Source organism: Streptacidiphilus sp. P02-A3a, from assembly GCF_014084105.1.
Taxonomy (GTDB): domain Bacteria; phylum Actinomycetota; class Actinomycetes; order Streptomycetales; family Streptomycetaceae; genus Streptacidiphilus.
On the sequence record NZ_CP048289.1, the window covers coordinates 1,988,499 to 2,008,130 of the forward strand.

Annotated in this window: 16 protein-coding genes; 2 read left to right on the plus strand and 14 right to left on the minus strand. The window is 66.2% G+C overall.

The features are described 5' to 3' along the window. Nucleotides 1-89 precede the first annotated feature (89 nt). From GXP74_RS09015 to GXP74_RS09080, 14 genes are all read right to left on the minus strand, one after another. Entirely contained in the window at nt 90-4,148 is a 4,059-nt protein-coding gene (locus GXP74_RS09015; RefSeq protein WP_182450889.1) for an AAA family ATPase, read from the minus strand. 95 nt (nt 4,149-4,243) lie between these two features. Further along, complete coding sequence (locus GXP74_RS09020) at nt 4,244-4,552, minus strand: CU044_2847 family protein (protein ID WP_182450891.1); 309 nt, start codon at nt 4,550-4,552, stop codon at nt 4,244-4,246. A gap of 456 nt (nt 4,553-5,008) precedes the next feature. Then, nucleotides 5,009-7,390: a hypothetical protein gene (locus GXP74_RS09025; RefSeq protein WP_182450892.1), complete on the minus strand. Its 2,382-nt coding sequence runs from the start codon at nt 7,388-7,390 to the stop codon at nt 5,009-5,011. A 179-nt stretch (nt 7,391-7,569) separates the two neighbouring features. After that, nucleotides 7,570-8,286 (minus strand): hypothetical protein, encoded by a 717-nt coding sequence (locus GXP74_RS09030; protein WP_182450893.1) that lies wholly within the window; start codon nt 8,284-8,286, stop codon nt 7,570-7,572. A gap of 98 nt (nt 8,287-8,384) precedes the next feature. Next, nucleotides 8,385-9,134, minus strand: coding sequence for a hypothetical protein (locus tag GXP74_RS09035; protein ID WP_182450895.1), 750 nt, complete (start codon nt 9,132-9,134; stop codon nt 8,385-8,387). Nucleotides 9,135-9,408: 274 nt separating this feature from the next. After that, nucleotides 9,409-11,337 (minus strand): ATP-dependent endonuclease, encoded by a 1,929-nt coding sequence (locus tag GXP74_RS09040; RefSeq protein ID WP_182450897.1) that lies wholly within the window; start codon nt 11,335-11,337, stop codon nt 9,409-9,411. Between the two features lie 239 nt (nt 11,338-11,576). After that, complete coding sequence (locus tag GXP74_RS09045; RefSeq protein WP_182450899.1) at nt 11,577-11,798, minus strand: hypothetical protein; 222 nt, start codon at nt 11,796-11,798, stop codon at nt 11,577-11,579. Between the two features lie 1,469 nt (nt 11,799-13,267). Beyond that, a complete protein-coding gene (locus tag GXP74_RS09050; protein ID WP_182450901.1) occupies nt 13,268-14,476 on the minus strand; it encodes a hypothetical protein in 1,209 nt (402 codons plus the stop codon). Further along, complete coding sequence (locus GXP74_RS09055; protein ID WP_182450903.1) at nt 14,473-15,117, minus strand: plasmid partition protein; 645 nt, start codon at nt 15,115-15,117, stop codon at nt 14,473-14,475. Before GXP74_RS09055 ends, GXP74_RS09050 begins: the two co-directional genes overlap by 4 nt. Before the next feature lie 103 nt (nt 15,118-15,220). Then, nucleotides 15,221-15,793 (minus strand): helix-turn-helix domain containing protein, encoded by a 573-nt coding sequence (locus tag GXP74_RS09060; RefSeq protein ID WP_182450904.1) that lies wholly within the window; start codon nt 15,791-15,793, stop codon nt 15,221-15,223. Next, the gene (locus tag GXP74_RS09065) at nt 15,790-16,422 is read right to left on the minus strand and encodes a MarR family transcriptional regulator (protein WP_182456309.1); all 633 of its coding nucleotides are present in this window, start codon (nt 16,420-16,422) and stop codon (nt 15,790-15,792) included. Before GXP74_RS09065 ends, GXP74_RS09060 begins: the two co-directional genes overlap by 4 nt. 146 nt (nt 16,423-16,568) lie before the next feature. Further along, nucleotides 16,569-17,411, minus strand: a complete 843-nt coding sequence (locus GXP74_RS09070) for a hypothetical protein (protein ID WP_225447803.1) — start codon at nt 17,409-17,411, stop codon at nt 16,569-16,571. A gap of 719 nt (nt 17,412-18,130) precedes the next feature. Then, on the minus strand, nt 18,131-18,973 hold the full coding sequence (gene istB / locus GXP74_RS09075; protein WP_182449475.1) for an IS21-like element helper ATPase IstB: 843 nt from the start codon (nt 18,971-18,973) through the stop codon (nt 18,131-18,133). Beyond that, a complete protein-coding gene (locus GXP74_RS09080; protein ID WP_182450906.1) occupies nt 18,973-19,119 on the minus strand; it encodes a hypothetical protein in 147 nt (48 codons plus the stop codon). Before GXP74_RS09080 ends, istB begins: the two co-directional genes overlap by 1 nt. A gap of 58 nt (nt 19,120-19,177) precedes the next feature. Between GXP74_RS09080 and GXP74_RS09085 the strand changes: the two genes are divergently transcribed. Both GXP74_RS09085 and GXP74_RS09090 read left to right on the plus strand, forming a co-directional pair. After that, nucleotides 19,178-19,426 carry a hypothetical protein gene (locus GXP74_RS09085; protein ID WP_182449776.1) on the plus strand — a complete coding sequence of 83 codons (249 nt, stop codon included), beginning with the start codon at nt 19,178-19,180 and terminating at the stop codon, nt 19,424-19,426. 34 nt (nt 19,427-19,460) lie between these two features. Continuing rightward, entirely contained in the window at nt 19,461-19,622 is a 162-nt protein-coding gene (locus GXP74_RS09090; RefSeq protein WP_182449777.1) for a hypothetical protein, read from the plus strand. Nucleotides 19,623-19,632 lie beyond the last annotated feature (10 nt).

Sequence of the window (19,632 nt, forward strand, 5' to 3'; positions counted from 1 at the left end):
CGAACCCTTCACTTGCCCACTCGACCTCCTGGGCATCGCTCGACCGGCGTACTCACAAGATCAGAGACTTTGCAACGCCCGTCCACGCGCTACCGGCTCGGGGGAATCCAGGGGAAGCGGCGACTGGTCGCGCGCTGGGTCTGCTGAATGGGTGCACGTTGCGGTAGAGGTGGCTGTGACTGCATCTTGATGGCTAGGAGGCCGTCTTTGAGTCCGATTGCCAGGATGCCCTGGACATCGGCAAGTGCCCATGCTGGGTATCGAACCGGCACCTGGGCGATATTGCGCCATGAGGAGGTCTCCCAGATGCGGACTGTGCAGTCCGTGCTTGCGGTAGCCAGGAGGGTTAGTCCCTCGTTCTTGAAAGTGCAGAGCGAGATAATTCGCCCGGTATGCCCGAAAAGTGTCTCCTCGTAACGTCCGGTGGCAAGGTCCCGTAGTTCCACTGTATGTTCAGCGGAGATTGCCAGGAGGCTCTTGGAGCCTATCTCGAATGCGAGGACCAGCCGCGGTGACGTTGCGGCGAGTCGTGTCACGCTGGCCAGCTCTTTGGCTTCTCCGGTGTGCAGGTCCCACAGCCGGATTTCACCGTTGGCATCTGCACTTGCGAGTTGCGCGAGGGGGTTGTTGCTGATTGAACAAATGGACCGAATTGCGTCAGGGCCGCCCGATAGTTCTTGTGTGCGTTCGCCCGTTCTCGCATCCCAGATTGCGATGTACCCACTTTCGTCGGCGCTGGCAAGGAATCCCTCCAGCCCGGCCCCATGTAGTTCGCACAGGGCGTTGGCTGGAGCCCGATGTCCGCGTAGTCGCTGGTGCAGTTGCCATGACTCGGTGTCCCACAGGCACACCGTGCCGTCATTGCTCGCGCTGGCCAAAAGCGGAAAGGGCCGGTCCGGGAGCGTGACCGAAGCCAGTTCGTAGACCCACCCCTGGTGCTCTTGATGAGTGCCGAGCAGGGAGCCGCTGTGGGGATCCCATACGCGAATGAGCGGGTCGTTGCTACTGGTGGCCAGGTAGCGTCCAGCGGAACTCTGCACCACGCAGATGGATCTTACTGGCTGCGAGTGGTTCTCCGTCCGTTGGCTGCTGTCGCCGAGGGCTGGATCCCACAGTCGGACAGTCCGGTCTTCCCCGCCCGTCGCGAGAAGGTGGCGGTCCCCCAGTTGGACACTGGAGAGGGCTTGGACGGTGCCCGTGTGGCCTTCGAGGGCGTGCATGTGCACACCTGTGCGCAGGTTCCACACTTGGATGGAGAGGTCGTCACCCACGGTGGCGATGAGGTGTTCGCCGTCCGGTCCTGGCAGGAACCTTGAACGCCGCATGCCCATAAGGTTCTCGAAGCTGCAGATGACCTCGCGGTCATTGTAGATGCGCAGGGTGCTGTCCGCACAGATCGCCAGATGGCTTTCCTCGCCGATCTTGAACTCGTGGATGCTTTTGATGCGAATGGCCGGGACGTTCAGCCGGGGCATCTCCTCTTGACCGTTGGACGTCCAGAAGGAGACCTCGCTATCGGCTGTCGCCACCGCCAGAAGTGTGATCCCTCCTTTCGCGATCGGAGCTACTGCTGTGATGTCGGCGCCCAGATCGAGGGTTTTCATTACTTCGCCGATGCCGAGGTGCCACAGATCAATGCTCTTGTACTTGGCAACCGCCAGCAGTTGCTGCTGGTCATTGGCGCCGATGGCGCACATTCCCTGCACGGGCTCGTAGTTGCTGACTCTCGCGGAGGCGTTGTGACTGAATAGGTCCCACAGTTGGACGGTGTGGTCTTTCGCTGCGGACGCGACGTAGACCTGTCCATCCAGGGTGATCGGACAGATAGCCTCTATCTCGTTCCAGTGCCCCTCAAATGCTTTCATCTGCTGGCCCGTTGCCGGATCCCACAGGCGCACCGTCTTATCGCTTCCGCCTGAGGCCAGGAGGCTGCGCCCACCGCTATCCACGGTGCAGATGGCGGTGACGGTGCCGGTGTGGCCTTCGAGGATCGCTTCTTCAGCTTCGGCATGGGGGCGCACCACTGCCCACTCGCCGCGAAACGGAGCCTGTGCGGACCGCTGCCGGTAGATTCCTTCCATTCCTTCCAAGGTCTCCGTGACGCTGAAGAAGGCAATCCGGTCAGCCGGGCCAGCTCCGATGGCCCGTGTGGTCTTTCGCAGCAAACGTGCCCTGCTGCGGCCGAGGGATGTGGTCGCTGTGCTGGCCACCGGGATGAGTCGTGCAAGGTCAGCGTGGAGAAGGAAGTCGTCGTCCTGCAGCAGCAGGTCGATCAGCTGTCCCCGGTCCGCGTGCCGGGGCAGGGATCGCAGCAGGTACGTCGGGGCATTGGCCCAGCCGAGATGCTGCCCCAGATTGAGGAAGGCTTTTGCCACGGCATTCTCGTCGGAGGTGGCGCGGTCGCATCGCTCCTTGGCGAGAGCATCGTTTAGGGCCTGGTGGAATAGGCGGAAGACTGCATGGGGTTCATCTCCGCCGGTGGTCTCGACCAGGAAGTTGGCGGCGGAAGACTTGGCGAATGCCCATAGCTTCGCCTCGCTGGGAGCGTTGTCGAACATTGCACCGATCGCCGCACACCACAGGGCCAGGGAGAACCCGGGCGCTTCAGCGTAGGCGAGCGCGGCCAGCGCGTGGGCCGCTGGGACGGTGCCGACAGGCGGGAGCATCGCTACGTAGTCGTGCAGGGCAGAACCCACACTGGGCACGAACGCGATGTTCCGGGGATGCTGCGCGGAGTGATCGTGCATGCCGTGGGAACGTGCGACCAATCCGGCGATCAAAAAGTTTCCGGTTGCGAGCGAAGCAATCCGCTCTGCCACCGGGCGCGCGATCTCATCGTCGGCGTACGGGTTGTCGAGGCGCTCGTCCCCGACGAGCTGAAGGGTGGCCATCGCATATGCGGCCAGGTCGGATTCTTGGAAGTACGCAGAAGCATCCAGGTCGATGGTGTGCACTCCGGGCTCAAGGGTCCCCAGGAGGTCCCCGGCATCGTCCTGCCGTCGGCTACCGACGACCAGTCGTAGCCCGATATCGCCGCAATGCTCCACCAGCGGTCGCACGATGTGGCTGACGATCGCGCGGGCTTGTCCGGGGGTTGTGGCTTCGTCCAGGGCATCGATGACCACGGCGAACAGGTTTCCCGAGGGTCGTTGTTCGAGGACTGACCGAAGCTTGGGGGCGAAGTCACGCAGGTCGGCAGGCAGTTGTGCGGACGCTGCCCGCGCGATCTCTTGGGCGACTTCGAGGGCGGTCTTGCTCTTGGCGTGGACCGCACAGGCCACGGAACCCACCGGGGCGCGCACCGCATCGTCCGTCGGCAAGGTCGCGGCGATGTCCCGGTCTGCAGATGTGACGATGCGGCCGAGTACTGCTGACTTGCCCACCCCTGGGGAACCCGTTACTGCCAGTGCTCGTCGCGGATTGGCCGCGGAGCTGATCCACGCAACGATGTCTGTGAGTGCTTCCGAGCGGCCACGAAAGCGGAATCCGCGTTCGGCATCCGTTCCCACGCCGCGACCGCGTGGCTTCCAGTGCCGCCCGGCTTCGGGATCAATCTCAAGCGACCAGCCCCATGCCGCCAGAGCCCCCTCGCCGGCGGCCTCCACGGACCAATCGGTGAGCAGATGGAGCTTTTGGTCAGGAAGGGCCTGGCTGACCGCGAGCATTGTCAGCGCTCTTGCGTCACCGGAGGCGCGCGCCTGTCCCACCAGTCCGACCACCGCTTGGTAGGCGGGTGACCACAGTCCGGCTCCGCTGTAGCCGGGCTTGACCGGGGACTTTGAATCGGTGTCCAGTCGTACCCATCCGTAGCTCAAGGACTCCCCGACTCGGCCGGCTGAGGCATCCCCGAGCATGTCCCGCTCCGGGTAGCCAAAAGACCACCACTCGGTATCGACGAGGTCCGTTGGCGCTGGCTGCCGCAGACGGGCCGCAAGCTCGTGAGGCACTAAGTCCTCCAGCACCAGAACCGCGACGTCCTGCTGCATGCCTAGCACCTGTGGCTCGGGGGCGATGACCTCAGCGACACGAAAGCGCCGTCGATTGAACTCCATCGCTTTCGGGAGCGCGACCCACAGTTCACCTGTCTGCTCCCAGCGTGGAAACGCGACGTGCGCGCAGGTCAATACACGCCGCTCATCGATCAGCACTCCCGACCCTGTGGGCGTGCTGTCGGTTCCGCTTGGGTGGATCGCCGCCACCCAACTATCAAGGCTGGGACGAAGACCGGATATCGGCGCCCCGCTCATTCAGCGTCGCTTCCACCCGGTCTCCAGGTCAGCTTGACCTCGAAGTTCGCCTCCGTGGCCGCCTTGGCCACGAACCAGTTGGCCGAGCCGCTCACCTTCAGCCCGAACGTCACCTCGACCTCCTGCGGACCGAGCTGAGCGACGCGCTGCAGCACGGTATGGGCGGCCTGAATCGACGGCTCAGCGGCGGCGCCGACCTGCCCGGCGATCTGGTCCGAACTCACCTGGTGCCACTCGTCCGTTGGATCAACCTCAAACTGGACCACGGTTCCGTCATCGAGCTCGTACGACGCCAAATGCTCCATCTGTCCCCCTCGCACGGATAGGTATGAGGATAGAGCGCATCCGCGCTCCAGGCAGGCGAAAGGCCAACTGGTAGTCCATGAGGATGCCCTGTCTCCTGGGCCGCCACCCAATCTGGCCGCCCAGCGGCTGGCATCCGACCTCGAACAGCTACGAAGCCCTGCATGCCCACTCGGAACTGCAGCCCGACCTGTTCCTGACCCTCGGCTCGCCGCTCGCGCTGCCCCGTGCGGTCTTCGAACGTCTCATCCCCGCGCCGCGTCCCAACCGGCCCCGGGCCGCAAGGGGCGCGCCTGCCTGGTCTGACGAGGTGGGTCAACATCGCCGACCCAGGTGACCCTGTGGCTATCCCACCCCAATTGAGTAGGTACTTCGACGGGATCGCCCCAGACCACACCACCGTCATCGCCCCAGGCTACCGCCGGTGGGCCGACTTCTCTGGGAATCTCGGTTCTTCGCTACGCCTCGCTGTCCTCACCGTCGCGCAGCAGGCCGCCAAGCGCCAGCTGTACGCCAGAGAGCGGAGCGATGAGGTCGGCTCCATATTTGGTGATCAGAGCCTCCAGGGCAGCTACCTGTCCGCCGCTGGGGCTGCGCGGATCCAGCGCCGTCTTGAGGAAGAGCCCGGACTTTCGGGCCGTGCGGGACGGGTTCTTCTGCAAGTCGGCGCTCAGCGCCGAGACGGCAGCGTTCAAGTGTTGGAAAGCCTCCGCCGCAGTGTCCGCGCGGCCGTCCTCCGGCGCTTCTGGGCGAAGCTGTCCTCTGTCGTAGACGACCAGCTTCAGACCTTCCCGCCAGCACAAGGTTCGGGCCTGCCCGACGGTGTGCGTGGGGACGACGTCGAGGGAGGCGAGCAGGTGGATGTCCGCGCCGAGGCGCTTGCTCAGCTTGACGTCTCGCTCCAACTGCTCGGAATCGAAGTCGCTCGCCGACGTCTTCACCTCACCGGCGAGGACCTTGCCTCCCCACACGCCGAAGATGTCCACTTCCGGGGTGGTTGCCTCGCCGTCAAGGACCAAATCGGTTCCCGGTAGGAAGTACGACTGGGGCTTGTCCCGAGTGAGAGCCTCTATGACCAGCAGATGCGGGAGGACGCCGTGGTCGGCCGCTCGGTCGACCAGCCCGTTGAGGCGGTAGACCACGGACAGGTTGCCGGACTCGCCGGTATAGGTAACCGGGGACTGGCAGGCCGGGCAGACAGGCTGGTGGCTGGCCTGCGGCATAGGGTGGAACGCGGTTGTGCGGCAGCCGTCGGGGCAGGTGGATTGCAGGCCCCGCTCGGCCCAGCCCATCACGCACAGCTTCTCCAAGGCTTCCAGCGCCATGCTCTGCGGCAGCGGAACCTGGCGGGCCGGCAGAAAGCGGCGTTCGGCTCTGCCGCCCCACCGGCTTGCGATCTCCACGAGCTCGGCGCGTTGGGCGTCCTGCTCCGCGACCGCGTCCTCCAGCTCGCGGCGCAGCTTCTGGGACCGGGGTGTCGTCAGGGTGTCGGCGCACTCGTAGACGCCCGGGTCCAGTAGGAGGCGCATGTCCGCCTGCCCTTGCAAGGCAGTGGCGAGTCGGCCGGGCTGTGAAAGGGCGTAGCTGGACGCGGTCGCTTTCAGCAGGGCACGTGTGGCGTCCAGGAGTGTGGGAAAATTCAGCTCGAAGCTCCAGTACGGCCCGGCCGAGACGGCGACCTGGAGGCCGCGGCTGCGCCACTCAGCCTGGAGGCCGACGAGTTCGGCCACCTCCTTGCGTTGCGGCAACCCGTCCAGCGGTTCCCCGAAGATGCGCAGCAGGGTGCCTCCGTGCTCCTGGAAGACCACGGGAGAGGGGACTCGCATCAAGGTGGGCCGGCCGGAGAGCACGTGCACGTCGAAGTCGGCCAGCATCCCGTAGGAGCGTTCGTGCCGTACCCACTCCGCCGGATCAAGGTCGGTTCGGTAGGTGAGGGCGTGCCCAGGTCCCTCGGGGGCGTCGCCGCTGGGGACTGTACCTGCGGGGACGAGATCCATGGCGCCGGCGAGCTCGTCCAACTGCTCGGGCATCAGGCTGCGGCTCACGATGGCGACGTTGCTGTGTCCTGAGCGAGAGATGAAGCTGCCGAGTTGCCCGGCCGCCTGCTGCCAGTACAGTACGTCGCTGGTGAACAGGACCAGCGGGAAGGCCAGGCTGTCGAGCGGGCTCAAGGCACGCACGTTCCAGAAGGCCAGGGAGTCGTCGAGACTCTCGGGGTCGGTGATCCACGCGACCGCGCACGCCTCAGCCGGCTGGAGCCGGTGGTACTCCCCGAGTTGTTCGGTCGTGAGACACAGCAGGGCGCTGCGGCCCAGCTGTGTCCGCCACACGTCGTCTCCGCCGATGGCGGGGCGTGAGACGAGAAGGGAGGCTTCTGCGGGGCAGCCCAGCGCCGCGATGTGCCAAAGCGGTTGGTCTGCCGCAGCGTGAACGTATTGAGGCTGGAGGTCAGCCAGTCGCAGTCCCCTGCCCATCTGCATGGGGAGTTGCCGTGGCGTCCTGACCGCGGAGGGCGGGCAGGTGGCCATACTCGCGGCCTGGTCGAGTGAGAGTAGGGGCAGGCCGAGCGCTTCGGCGGCCTTCTGTGCTACCACAGGGTCAATGTCGATGTTGACTGCGGCCTGCGCGTCAGCGAACGCCAACATCCTGATCAAGCGGTGGTTGACGGATCCGTCGGTGGCGACCGGCACGATTGGCTCGGTCATGCCGCCCCAGCGGCCGGTGGCCTCCTGGACCGCGCGGATGAAACCGCTCCGGCTTCCCTTGGCGATCAGGTAGACCGCGCGGGAGGGGAGCACCGCAGCCTGCATCGTCAGAGGGCCTTCACGAAAGCTGTCCATCGATGGCGCTCCCTGACTCTCTTGGTCTTGCGGCTTGTTGGAGCCGAAAGACTACGGGACCGGGCCGATCGAGCGAGGGGGATCTACCGGCACCCGCAGTACAAGGTCGGTGCCAGAGCCGGAGCTCGTCGCCCGGTTTCGGTGATACCGAAGCTGTGGCATACCTCCGGCGACCGGGCTTAGCTCTTCGGTAGAGCCCGAATGTTCACCGCCGCCTCGGCGATGAACTCCGCGACCAGGACAAGGGCCGAGTCGCATTGTGTCTGCACCCCGTCGAGGCTCCGCACATGCCGGTCGGACCCAGTCCCACTCGGGTTGACGTAGTCAAGGTCATGCACGATGGCGTTGCGCGCGACAAAGAAGTCGTCCAGGGTTTTGAGCTTGGCTGTTGGCAGTTGGGTATTGCTGATCCCGAGAGTGTCCCGCAGGCGGGACTTCAGATCGTCGCTCCCCTGAAAGCTGGCCTTGGTGCGCGCAGCAACGTACAGCCGGACCATCTCCTCGCGCGGCTTCAGGCTGCGAATCGCGGCAGACATGGCAGCTGACGGCCCCTCGGCAAGCTCCTGCTTCACATAGTCATCGAACTTACGTGCGGCACTGGTGTTGCCGTTGATCAGCAACGGGACGGAGTCCCGGAGCAGACGCTTGCAACAGGCGTCGATGCCGCTGGAGGTGAAGACGATCGCGGCCCGCAACAGGTCCGCCTCGTCTCGCCCGAGTCGGCCGCGAGCGTCTTCTTTCGCCTTGCTTGCCCGGACGACGGTAAGGCCGTCGAAAACGCCCTGAACAGTGGCGTGGGCGCCGACTAGGTAGCGCCATGCGGGGTTGATCGCTTTGCCCCGTGGCTTGGAGGGCAGCGCGGTGAGTTCGATGAAGGTGTGCCCGCTGCCAACCATGCCGCTCCTAGTTGTGATGAGTCAGCCATGATCGCAGCTCGCGAACGAGCTTAGAGGCCGGCCGGGCACTCAAGGGAAACAAGACAGCTGACAGCCAGTCACGACCTGGGCGTAGGAAGTCCAAGCGCCTTGTGCACTGAAGCCTTGAGTCGCTCGTCGTCGGCCGGTCCGTTCCACACAGCCCACGAAATCCGCGCATCTGAAGTCCGGCGCGTCCGAGGCGGCATCTCGGGACATACGATCAGCATCTCGTCGACGTGGGAGCCCTTGCGGGGATGGGCTGAACCATTCGGCGCGAGGTCGATCTCCACAACGAGCCCGGACACACCCGGACCGACAATGAGCAACTCATAAGGGAAGGGGCCGGCCAAATCTAGATTCGCCGGATCGATCAGACTGAATCCTTCAGGTAGGGCGGCCTCAAGCGCATCCTTGGCCTCGCCCTCATAGATCTCGAACGCGTACGCGGCAACCTTGGGCTCGCTCAGGACCCCAGGGTCGAAGATCGATGCCGTTTCGATTCTTGCCAAGGCAGTCTCATGCGAGTCGCTGCCCGCCGAAGCCAAGATGCTGTCTTGCGCCTTCTCTCTCGTCTCCATGTCCACCTTGGCGTTGCCGACTTCGAAGTGGGTGACCGCCCTGCCGCCAGCCGCAATCACCAGCATCACAGCGCCGATGGCAATAAGGGCTGTTGGCCCTGCCTCCGCTTTGGTGCGAAAGACTGCGAGCGTCCCGAACGCCAGCGTGGCGATTCCGACAAGAGCGAGCAGGCCCCTCCAAACTGGCCCGAGATCGCTTGGGTCCCGCGGGGGCTGCTGAGGATACCTGGAGGTCTGTCGCCGCGTCATGACGGCAGCATAGATCTCAACAGCAATCGATGGGACATCACCCAACCGGTAGGCTCTCGGCTCCTCGACTTCACCCCTAACGCGACCCAGGCCGCCAACTCCACATGGGAGTTGGCGGCCTGGGTTCTACCCAGGTGTCACTGGTGAAGCACCGTCCAAGAAGTTCTTCGAGCTTGTAACAAGATCTTGTGGTGCGGTGCTGGTCTGCCGTAACCGGTACCAGCTGGAATGAGAGGGGAGAACGCTGGCCAGGGCGACACTGGGCAGCCTCGGCTTAACGCTTGGGAAGAAGGGAGTTGAGCCGAGTGAACAGCTGGTCGGCTCGCGTGATGGTGACCGCGTTGATGAGCGGCGCAAGGGATGCCTGCTCACGGAGGAGGACCGCGGCCGGCTTGTAGTGGTTGAACCGTGTGGCGATCTTCCGCTGCTTGAACACCGCCTCGATCTGCCGAACGACGCGGGGGTCCTTGGCGTTGAGGTCAGTGATGCTGATCGGAGTGGTGAGCTCGGAGGCGTAAGCGCGGTTGACGAGGTCGAGGTAGAAGTCCCGCTCGAACAGGTCCTCGATGTCCGCGTCGGCTGTGGTGGTGAACTCGCTGATCTCGACGAGTCCGTTCCTGGCGAGCTGGTTGTTGTCCCGGAGGCGCTGGACGGCCCCGACGTCCTTGCTGCTGGAGTCGACAAGGACCGCGACATTCAGCTTGTTAGCGCCGAGGAGGGTCACGAAGGTGGACAGCTTTCCGGAGCCTCCGATAGGGGTCTTCACCCAACGGGGATCGAGGCCGGTGGAGTTGTTCGCCTCAGTGACATCCGTGAGGACGTCCAGGTAGATCAGATCGCTCGGGCCTTCGAGGAGGAGCGCGTGCTCACCGACGAACAGCGTCTGGGTCATCTCAATGCCCATCGCGGCCAGCAAGGGGAAGGCGGTGTCCTCGTCGGCCTTGAAGATCTCCGAAGAGATCTTCGCGCCCCCGCGCTCCATATCAATGACCGTCCGGACCCGCTGGAGGTTCTCGGGGTCGACCATGAAGGGCGAGTGGGTCGTGTAGAGGACTTGGTGCTTCGGGGCCAGCCGCTCGTCAATCAGCCGGAGCAGGTCCTTCTGGGCGCGGCCGTGGAGGGACAGGCCCGGCTCGTCCAGGAGGAGGATCAGGTCCGTGGTGCCGGCCGCTTCCAGCTCGTTGAAGTAGGCGAGGAAGGAGAAGAACCAGACGAACCCGCGGGACCGGTCATCGAAGGGCACCGAGGCGCGGTGCCGACGGTTGAAGACGCGGATCTGGAGGATCGGACCAACATCGAAGGGCGGCAGGGCCCCGGCCTCGGGGGGCAGGACCTTCAGCTGGACTTCGAGTTCGGTGTTCTGCGACCAGTACTCGAACACCTCGTCCGAAATGACGTTGCCGGAGTTCTCCAGCTCGCGGAGAAGCCGTTCGTGCTGGTCGGAGTCCTTGAACTCCTCCGGTGAGACCCCCGCGATGTCCAGCAGGCTCAGCAGAGCCAGCTCGCCGCGCTTGAGTTCCCCCGAGTCGCGCCGCCGGATCAGGTCGGGCAGTGCAACCTTGCCCGGCATCGTGTCGTAGTCCGAGAAGTAGACGAACTTCGGCATGGACGGGAGCGCATACTGGTCGATCATGTGAAACCCAAGGCTGCTGTTGCGCCAGCTCCGGATGCGGGCCGCCAGTGCGGTCGCGTTGGACGGCGGCTCTTCCAGCTCGTCGAGGGCGTCGAGGAGGTCAGCGATCGTGGTCTCACCCTGAATGGCCTTGGTGACCGCGGCCGGGAGGTCAAGGGCGGAGCGCAAGTGATCGACGATCGCTGCCTCGTCGTAGGGGAGGCTGAAAGTCTTGGAGTCGTCCCGGTAGCCGATGACGACATCGAACTCGCGGCTCGTCATGGCCTGCGGGCCGAATTCATCCTCGATGGCATTCATCTGGGAGTCGTCGAGGCGGAACGTCGCGCGAACCACCGGGATCTTCTTGCCGACCGGGAGCTGCTTGCGCTCCCGGGTCTTGCGGGCGGGGAAGTCCACCACCTCGTCGAAGGCGGCCCGCTCCACAGGGTTGACCCGGAAGAGCGCTTGGAGAAGGGTCGTCTTGCCCGACTCGTTCTTCCCGACGAGGCAGGTGACGTCCTTCTCGACGTCGAATATGCCGGAGTCCTCGACGGACCTGTAGTCGGTGATGCGGGCTTTGATCAGTTGCACTTTGCCTGGAGTCCTTCCTCGTTGTCTGCGAGGCGGCCCGGCGTGCCAGATCGAGAGGCAATGATCACAACGAAGTGGCACTGGGTGCCTTCGGCGCTGTGTTCGAGGTATGGTCCAGATGCCAATCAGGAGACCCCGGTGCCCGTCGACCTCGACGCCACCGGGGTCCTCTTTTGAGCTACTTCAGAGGGTAGCTGCCCCCACCGACAAGCCCACGCAATACTGTCCCCGGCCGCCCATCACCGGCCCGCTGGTCGAGGCTGTGTGGGCAGCACGGAAGGTTGCTCGGCCTGTCCGCCAGCCGGTGCCTGAGCTGTTGGTTTCTCCACCACGACTTGGTGCAGTGCGCCGACGAGTGCTTCGCTGTCGGCCTTGAGTCGGTCGATCTCCCGCAGCGCCTCGGCTCGGGGTTCCTTGGCCTTGACCAGCTGCCTGCGGAGTTGCTTTTCGCTGTCGGACATCTCGCCGCAGGCCGGATCTTCTCGTAGAACTCGTTCTTGAGGTCCAGGTGCCGCTGGGTGAGGGCGTTGGGAGGCCGTCGGCATCCATGGCGAGGGCGACGATGGTCAGGGCTCCGTTCGACCGCTGCGGGGGTCCGCCGAGGATACGGTCCATGGCCGCGCGGATGCGGTCTCGTTCATCGGCTGCGGGACTCACGCGGGGTCCTTCGTGAGGGTGATTCGTTCGCGGTAGTGCTTGTTCGTGAGGTCGCGCAGGCCCGCCGCGTGGTCCCGAAGCCGCTCGGCCAAGGGGCCGGGGACGAGTTCGTCGGCATTGAGGGTGAGTTCGGCCGCGTGTGTTGGTCGGTCCGGGCGATGTTCGCGCAGGTCGACGCGCGGCGCTCAAGACTGGGGGTGCCCTGGCTTGCCCGGAGTCGGCAGAGTGCCTTGTCGGGGTTATAGACGCATGTCAGGAAAGTATTCGGGTTGTCGTGAACGGCCAGGGTGGGGTTGGTCAGGAGGTTGCGGGCCTGTCGGGCGGTGAACAGGACGCCATCGAAGGTGGGGACCTGGCTGGCGGCGAGAATGGCGCGCCGGGCGGCCGGTCCGGAGATCCCGCCGTCGGCGGCCTAGTCGGCGGCGAGGGTCGCGAAAGTGTCAGCGGTTGATCTGGCGATCTCGATGTCAAGCAGGTCGTGGATGCCGTCGCGGCTGCGGGTGGCATAGCCGGCGCTGACGGCGGCGCGCATATGGCCGTACTGAATCGCGAGGGCGATCAGCCCTCCGGGCCGACGGGCGATGTGCCAGGACAGGGTCCGGCGGAAGCGGCCTGTGCCGATCGCGCCGTGTGGGTCCGGTGGGATGGCCTCGCGGGCGGTCCAGGTTGTGGGCCAACTGCGAGGCCCAGGTCACGAAGTGCTCCACCCACTCGCGCAGGGTCTCGGAGCGAAGCGTGACCTTGGTCCGCCAGCCGAAGCCGGATCCGTTCGTCGATGAGCTCGGATGCTTCTCCAAGGGCTATCCCGGTTCGGCGGCGGCGATTGCGCGGGTACGGCCGGCAGCACCTCGTATGTCGGCGAGTGGGCCCCGGGGGGCGCGATGCCGCTGTGCCCACTCGGTGGCAAAGGGCTGGTCCTCGGTGCCAGACCAGCCGAGCCGAGGTACGACTCCGTTGACGAGGGAGGCGAACAGGTGAGCTGGGACCGTGCCACGTCGGGATGCCCCAGGTAGCCTCGCGGCCCGGAGGGACCCGTGTCCGGTGGAGCTGACGGCGTTGAGCCATGGCCAACACTGTTGGTCGCCCCTGGTGTAGCGCGTCGTCTCGAAGCGCGTGACGACGGCCGGGTCGTTCAGCCGACTCCTGCAGAGCAGTGAGGGGATGCGGACGAGCGCTCCGGTCGAAGAGGGCCGGATAACTGTGCAGGTCTGCTTAGCGCTCAGGAGGCCGGTGCCTGGCTGTCTCGTGGTGAGACAGGCAGGCACCGGAGGGGTCAAGAGCAGCTGCGGCGGTCGGGGTGGTCGGCCGCATGGCAGGGCGGGGCGCCGTCGGCTGCGAGGTGGAGCCGGCGCACAATCTCGTCCACCAGTCGGCAGAACTGATCGGCTTCCTCCGGTGTCGAGGGAGCGCTCACCTCCGTGCTGAGGATCCGTCGGATCTTCTGCACGCGTTGCAGGACATCCCCCAGGACGTCTACGGCCCGGGGTGGCACATCGGCGGCCGGCGGCGGTGCGGCGGCGGTCACTTCCGGGGCGGTGCAGACCGAGACTGTTGCCATTCCGTGATCTTCTGCGAAATTTCGCAGGTTCTGCACAGGCACAACCACGTTGCTCGGCTGCGGCGGGGCGGCCATCACCGGATGGTCCGCACTCATGACGCGGGTGAACGAGGGGTCCGGAAGTGCGGCGGGGATGGTCACTGGAGCTGTTACCGCCTCCTGGTTTCCTGCGAAATTTCGCAGGTTCGGATCCGGCTGCCCCAGGGCCCGGTGTGTTTCGTCGTCGGGACGCGCAGCGTTCGCCGGGGTCGGGGCAGGCCCCTTGGCGATTGCTGGTGGCAGGGAGTCTGCTGCCATCAGCTGTCGCGCGGCGGCGCGGAATTCGGTGGCCTCGGTCTGCTTGGACGCGTTCTTGAGGACGGCTTTGACGACCTGGCCGGTGAGGGTTGCGGTCACGCTGACGCCTTCGGTCTGCGCGCGGTCGCGCAGTTCTTCGTACAGGCCGGTGGCCGCGTCCAGGCCGTCCTGCCCGAACCGTGCGACGACGGGCAGCAGGGCGCGGGTGTGGGAGGCGGTCGCGGGTTTGCCCAGGGCCTGGTTCAGGCGCTCGGCCAGCGGCCACTCCTGGATCATCTGGTAGGCGGTGCGCTCACCGATCTCCCAGCGCTCCGTGATGTAGTCCTCGAATGTGCGGTGACTATGGCGGTAGAGCTTGCAGTCGCGGATGGTTTGCAGGGCCTTGCCCGCAAGCCAGGTCGCGGTGCCCAGGTTCTCCACGGCTCGCTCGCACGTGCCCAGGGAGTCGAATTCGTCCGTGGTGAGCTGGCCGGTGGCCTCGACCTCGACGGGGGCGGGGATCATGTCGGAGGTGACCACCAGGTCGGCGGGACGCGCGGTCAGGCGCACTGCGGCTTGTCCGTCGGCGGGCAGATTCTGCTGTTCCTGGCTGCGGGCGCGCAGGGCGGCAGTGCGGTCGGCGCTCACAGGGTCACCTCGATCTGGGGCAGGAGGCCGCGGCTGAGCATCTCGGTGGTGAGCTCGTCGTAGGCCGACCCGCGCGCGGTGACCGGAAGGAGCACAGACTGGGCGTAGAGCTGGGTCTGAGGGATGGTGGTGGTGAAGACGTTCCAGCCGTTGTCCCGCAGGTAGTCCTTGTACTGCTTGGTGGCCTTGACGCCGTTGCCGGTGCGGTTGAGCAGGACCCAGGTGGGCGGCGGGGTGTCGTCGGGGCGCAAGGTGGCGATGCCGTCGATCAGGGCGCGCATGGGCAGGCGCTCTATGCGGTCGATGTCAGCGGTAGTCGGGGCGGCGTTCAGGATGGCGAGGTCCGCGACGCGCAGGACGGACTGGACGATGGCGCGGTGGTCCTCGGCGTGTCCGCAGTCCACGACGCCGATCTGCCCGATGAGCAGCGTGGGCGGGACGTTCTTGTGGAACATCGGGGAGGCTTGCTGCTGCACGGGGAAGGGGAACCCGCCAGCGCGGGCGTCCCACTCGGCGAACTGCCCGCTGTAGTCGGCCTCGAACGCCTGGACGTCGTAGCCGCGCTCGTGCAGCGCGTGGGCCTGCCATCCGGCGGAGGTCGTCTTGCCGCCGGTACGAGGGCTGATGTGAGCGATGATCATGGTGTAGGTCCGATCGTGTTCGGTGGGGTCTAAGCACTGCGGCCGGTGTGCGCGGTCGGAACCGTCTGCGGGCCGTAGGGCAGCGGGATTCGGTCATCTGGACTCATGGGGACCGGTCTCCTGCGGTGCCGGGGTTCGGCTGGCTTCGAGGCCGCATCGTGGTCCCGGCCTGGTGCAGCAGGCGGTAGACCGTGCTGGTCGAGTAGCCGCAGCCAGCCGCCAGCAGGGGTACCGACGTTCCTGCCTCGTAGCGATCCCGAAGCGAGCGCATCAGCTTCCGGCGGGCCTGCCCGTCGGTGCCAAGCACCCGAGTCTGGCCAGGGGCACGCAGGGCGGTTCCGGCCTGGACAAGCCGCCGCCGAACCGTGCGCTGGGAGCACTCGAAGACCGCTGCCAAGGCGGGAACGGAGGTACCCGACTCGTACCAGCGGCCCATCGCGTCGGCGAGCTGCTGGCGGGCGGCGGCCTCCTTGGGGTCGGCTTGCAGAAGTCGGGTCTGCTGCGGGGTCCGCATCGGGGTGTCGACCGCGTGCAGCCGGTTGAGGACCGTTCCTTTCGACAGGCCGCTGGCGCGGGCGAGTTCGGGAACGCTGGCGCCGTTGAGGTAGCGGGCGGACAGGTCCAGTGCCTGCCGCTGGCGGGCTGCGGACCAGGTCGTGGACCGTGTGGGGGTCATGCGGCGGTCTCCCAGGATTCGAGGGCGACGGTGTTGGCGGCGACGAGTTCCTCGTAGGTGAGCTGGTCGCCGGGGCTGTGCAGGATTAGTCGGCCGTCGGTCGCGACGCGCCAGCCGGGCACGGGGCGGCGGGTGACCGGGTCCAGGACGCTTCCGTCCGGGGTCTGCCAGTGGTCGGGTACCTCGTCGGCGCGCTGAGCGGGCACCAGGACGGTGTCGCCGTCGCGGATGATCGTCAGCGCGGGGGTGCGGTGCTCGGTGCGGGCTTCGAGTGCGGCCCGGTATGCGGCGCGTTCGGCTGCGTGGAAGACTTTGCGGGCTTCCGCGGCGCCGGTGGTTCCGTAGGCCGCGGCAAGGCCGTCCCACCCGAGTCCTGGCTCGGTAACAGCCTGCTCAGCGGGCACTCTGATGCTCTCCAGGGCGCGGGGCGTCAGCGTCCACACGGAGCCGTCCCGTTGGACCAGGCCGTGGCCGTGCAGCCGTTCGAGCGTCCGGTACACCGTTGCCCGGGACACCGAGGAGGAGGCGACCAGCTCGGCGGCGCTCTGTCCGGGGTTGGCGTGCAGGGCGCCGATGACCATCAGGGCGGAGCTGCCCAGGCCCTGGTGAGCGAAGGCGTCGTTTGCCATCAGCCGGCCGATGACCCTGGAGTCGACGTCCGGGGAACCCCCTGTCTCAGGAGTGGACCACTGCCCCGGAGCAAGGCGGGCGGGCCCCTGGGCGACGGTCCCTGCTGGGCTGTTACCGGCCTGCGATTCACCTTCGGTCTCGGGAGTCACTTCGGTCTCAGGGGTGGACCACTCCCCAAGGGCCTCGTCGGGGGGTACTGACTGGTACCGACACGAGATGGCAAAGGTGCAGTGGGGCCGTTGCCCAGGTACCAGGTGGAGCCCTCGGTGCCGTGGCCGACTCGCAGGCGGCGCAGCCAGCCACCGGGCTTGAGGACAGCTTCGTAGGCGTTGCGCAGGGTCTGCCGGGAGATCCCGGCCTCCTCGGCGGCCTGCCGCTCGCTGGCGGCGTGCAGGCGGCCGCCGGCGGTCTCGGCGAAGTTCAGGTGGGCCCGCAGCACGCGAAGCGCGGTCCGCCCGCGCTCGCCCCGCCAGGAGGTCGTCTCGATCCGCTCGCGCAGGACGACCAGGTCTTCGTGCGCGCCGTGGCGCGACCCGACGGCCACGGTCGCCGCGACCTCGGTGCTGGCGCTGGCCCAGACCCGCTCGACGTAGGCGCGGGTGCGGGCCTGTCCGGAGCGAAGCTCGATGATCTGGGCGTGCCGGCCGCCCTCGTGGTCAGGGTGCAGCAGCAGCCGGGTCAGCTGGTCGGCGGTTCCGCCGGCGCGGGCCACGTGGCAGGCGATGGCCGCGGTGATCCGGTGACCGTGGTCCGCGACGCCCTGGCGGTCCTCGCGCAGGACCAGGGCCCCGCTGGAGTTCCGCCGGGTGTAGCTGCCGGTCGCGTAGCGGCCGGTGAGGTCACCCAGCAGGATCAGATCAACCGCTGCAGGCGGCAGCCGGTCGAAGCCGAGAGGGGTGGCGTGACTGCCTCTGATTGCCTCTGACTGCCTCGAAGTTGGCAGAGAGGCCCTGGGCGAGTCGGGCGATTGTGGGGCGCCGTATGGCATTCTGGTGATGTCCCGTAAGGACGTGGACACCACCTTCGCCAGCTAAGCACAGGTGATGTCCGGGACCGACCTCCAATCGGTGCCAGCGAAGCCTCCAGGATTCCAGTCCTGGGGGCTTTCGTATGAGCTGGCATGCTCGGAGGCAGACTCACCGTCGCGGCGGGGCTAGAGGCTTCATGCATCAGAGTGATTGCCTCTGACTGCCTCTTGATCGACCGGTGCAGATCGGGTGCAGATCAGAGTGATTGCCTCTGACGGCCTCTGATTGCCTCTGACTGCCTCTGCAACCCGCTTCGTGCTGGTCACAGAGGGTCCGAACCACATAAGCGCAGGTCAGGAAGGTGGCTCGGAAAAACCCGGCGTACAGGCCGACTCGTCCGCCGCCTGTTACCGCGATCTGGGCGAGAGCCCAGTTCAGCGGTTCCCGGCTCGTCGTCCGGCGATCATCTGGCGGCCTGCGGATCCCTGCTGCGTGCCAGGCCTTTTTGGCAGGGGTCGGCGCGGGGGCTGGCAGTGTTCGAGTTCCTGTTGGACCCGCCGCGACGGCTGGGTGACGTAGAGGTCAAGGACGTGGCGCTCTCGCTCCCCGCCTCACCTGGGGGATCAGCGTAACGGTACCCACGTTGCGGAGAGCCTGCCTCACTCTGTCGGCAACGGCTGAAAATGGGCCGGTCTGAACGGTTCAATCGTGGGCCATCGTGTGGTCTCGTTCGTTGGGTTCAGTCGTTGCCGGTGGTGGGGGTGCGGCCGAGTTCGCGGCCTCGCATGCGGTAGGACTCGCCTTTGAGGGAGTGGACCTCGGCGTGGTGGACGAGTCGGTCGATCATGGCGGCGGCGACGGTCTCGTCGCCGAAGGTCTCTCCCCAGCGTCCGAAGGGCTTGTTGCTGGTGACGATCACGCTGGCCCTTTCGTATCTGTTCGATATGAGCTGGAAGAACAGGTTCGCGGCCTCGGACTCGAAGGGGATGTAGCCGACCTCGTCGATCACGATCAGCGGGTAGCGGCCGAGCCGGACCAGCTCGTCCTGGAGGCGGCCGGCCTGGTGGGCGGCGGCGAGGCGGTCGACCCACTGGGCGGCGGTGGCGAACGCGACCCGGTGGCCCGCCTGGCAGGCCCTGACCGCGAGGCCGGTGGCCAGGTGTGTCTTCCCGGTCCCGGGCGGCCCCAGAAATACGGCGTTCTCCTTGGCCGCTATGAAGTCCAATGTTCCCAGGTGGGAGAGTTGTTGGCGGGTCAGGCCGCGCAGATGGGTGACGTCGAGCTCCTCGATGGTCTTGATGGCGGGGAAACGGGCGGCGCGGATACGGCCCTCGCCGCCGTGGGAGTCGCGGGCGGAGACCTCGCGTTGCAGGCATGCGACCAGGTACTCGGTGTGGGTCCAGGACTCTGTCTGGGCGCGTTCGGCCAGCCGCTCAGCGGCGTCCAGCAGGGCGGGTGCTTTCATGGCGCGAGAGAGGAAGGCCAGGTCGGCGGCGGTCTGCCGACCAGTGCGGGTGGTCTGGCTGTTCGTTTTCGCCCTGTCGCCGGTGTTGTTTGCGGTAGTCGTGGTGGTGTGGGCCATCAGGTGTCCTCCTTGCCCGCGCCGCCCTCGATGAGGGTGAACATGCGGTCGTAGGTGCCCAGTTCGCGTTGTTCAACGTCGATGCCGAGGCTGTTGTCCGCGTACTGATCTGAGTGCTCCAGTGCGTACGGAGTTGTGTGCGCCACCGACCCGTGTCAGCGAAGTCGCTTTCATGGCCCGTTCCGCTCACCGTAGTCTCGTGCCGTGGTCGACGAACATGGGGCACCCGACGCCTTCAAGAACCGATGCACGAATGCGGCGTGCACGTTGGAGTCCTGCATCAGCTACTTCATCGAGCGCATCTCGTTGGACGAGTCCAACGAGGACCGCAAGGAGAACACGCTGGACGTGTGGCTGCGCAAGGGGCCGTGGAAGCCCGATGTGGTGGTCTCGCTGTCCAATCTCTACTCGGTTCACCCGTGGGGAACCCGAACTGGCCCCCATCTTTATTGACGGGATCTCCCTGATCCACCTACCGAAGTTGCCGTTGCCCTGGCCCACCGAGGCGCTCGGCCGACTCGATCGCTCCGAGGGCCTGCCCGAACTGGTCTGGTTGAGGATCACCGGACCGATCGAAGTCGACGCTGTGGCCACGACTGTGACCGTCTACCAGGCTCAGAGCGACGACGCGGCCTCTGCGCTCCAGTGACAGCCCGCAG

Coding starts and splice junctions, on each gene's coding strand:
- GXP74_RS09020 (WP_182450891.1), bottom strand. CDS start 4,552: ATGGAGCATTTGGCGTCGTACGAGCTCGATGACGGAACCGTGGTCCAG.
- GXP74_RS09025 (WP_182450892.1), bottom strand. CDS start 7,390: ATGGACAGCTTTCGTGAAGGCCCTCTGACGATGCAGGCTGCGGTGCTC.
- GXP74_RS09030 (WP_182450893.1), bottom strand. CDS start 8,286: ATGGTTGGCAGCGGGCACACCTTCATCGAACTCACCGCGCTGCCCTCC.
- GXP74_RS09035 (WP_182450895.1), bottom strand. CDS start 9,134: ATGACGCGGCGACAGACCTCCAGGTATCCTCAGCAGCCCCCGCGGGAC.
- GXP74_RS09045 (WP_182450899.1), bottom strand. CDS start 11,798: ATGTCCGACAGCGAAAAGCAACTCCGCAGGCAGCTGGTCAAGGCCAAG.
- GXP74_RS09055 (WP_182450903.1), bottom strand. CDS start 15,117: ATGATCATCGCTCACATCAGCCCTCGTACCGGCGGCAAGACGACCTCC.
- GXP74_RS09060 (WP_182450904.1), bottom strand. CDS start 15,793: ATGACCCCCACACGGTCCACGACCTGGTCCGCAGCCCGCCAGCGGCAG.
- GXP74_RS09065 (WP_182456309.1), bottom strand. CDS start 16,422: ATGGCAAACGACGCCTTCGCTCACCAGGGCCTGGGCAGCTCCGCCCTG.
- GXP74_RS09070 (WP_225447803.1), bottom strand. CDS start 17,411: ATGCCATACGGCGCCCCACAATCGCCCGACTCGCCCAGGGCCTCTCTG.
- istB (WP_182449475.1), bottom strand. CDS start 18,973: ATGGCCCACACCACCACGACTACCGCAAACAACACCGGCGACAGGGCG.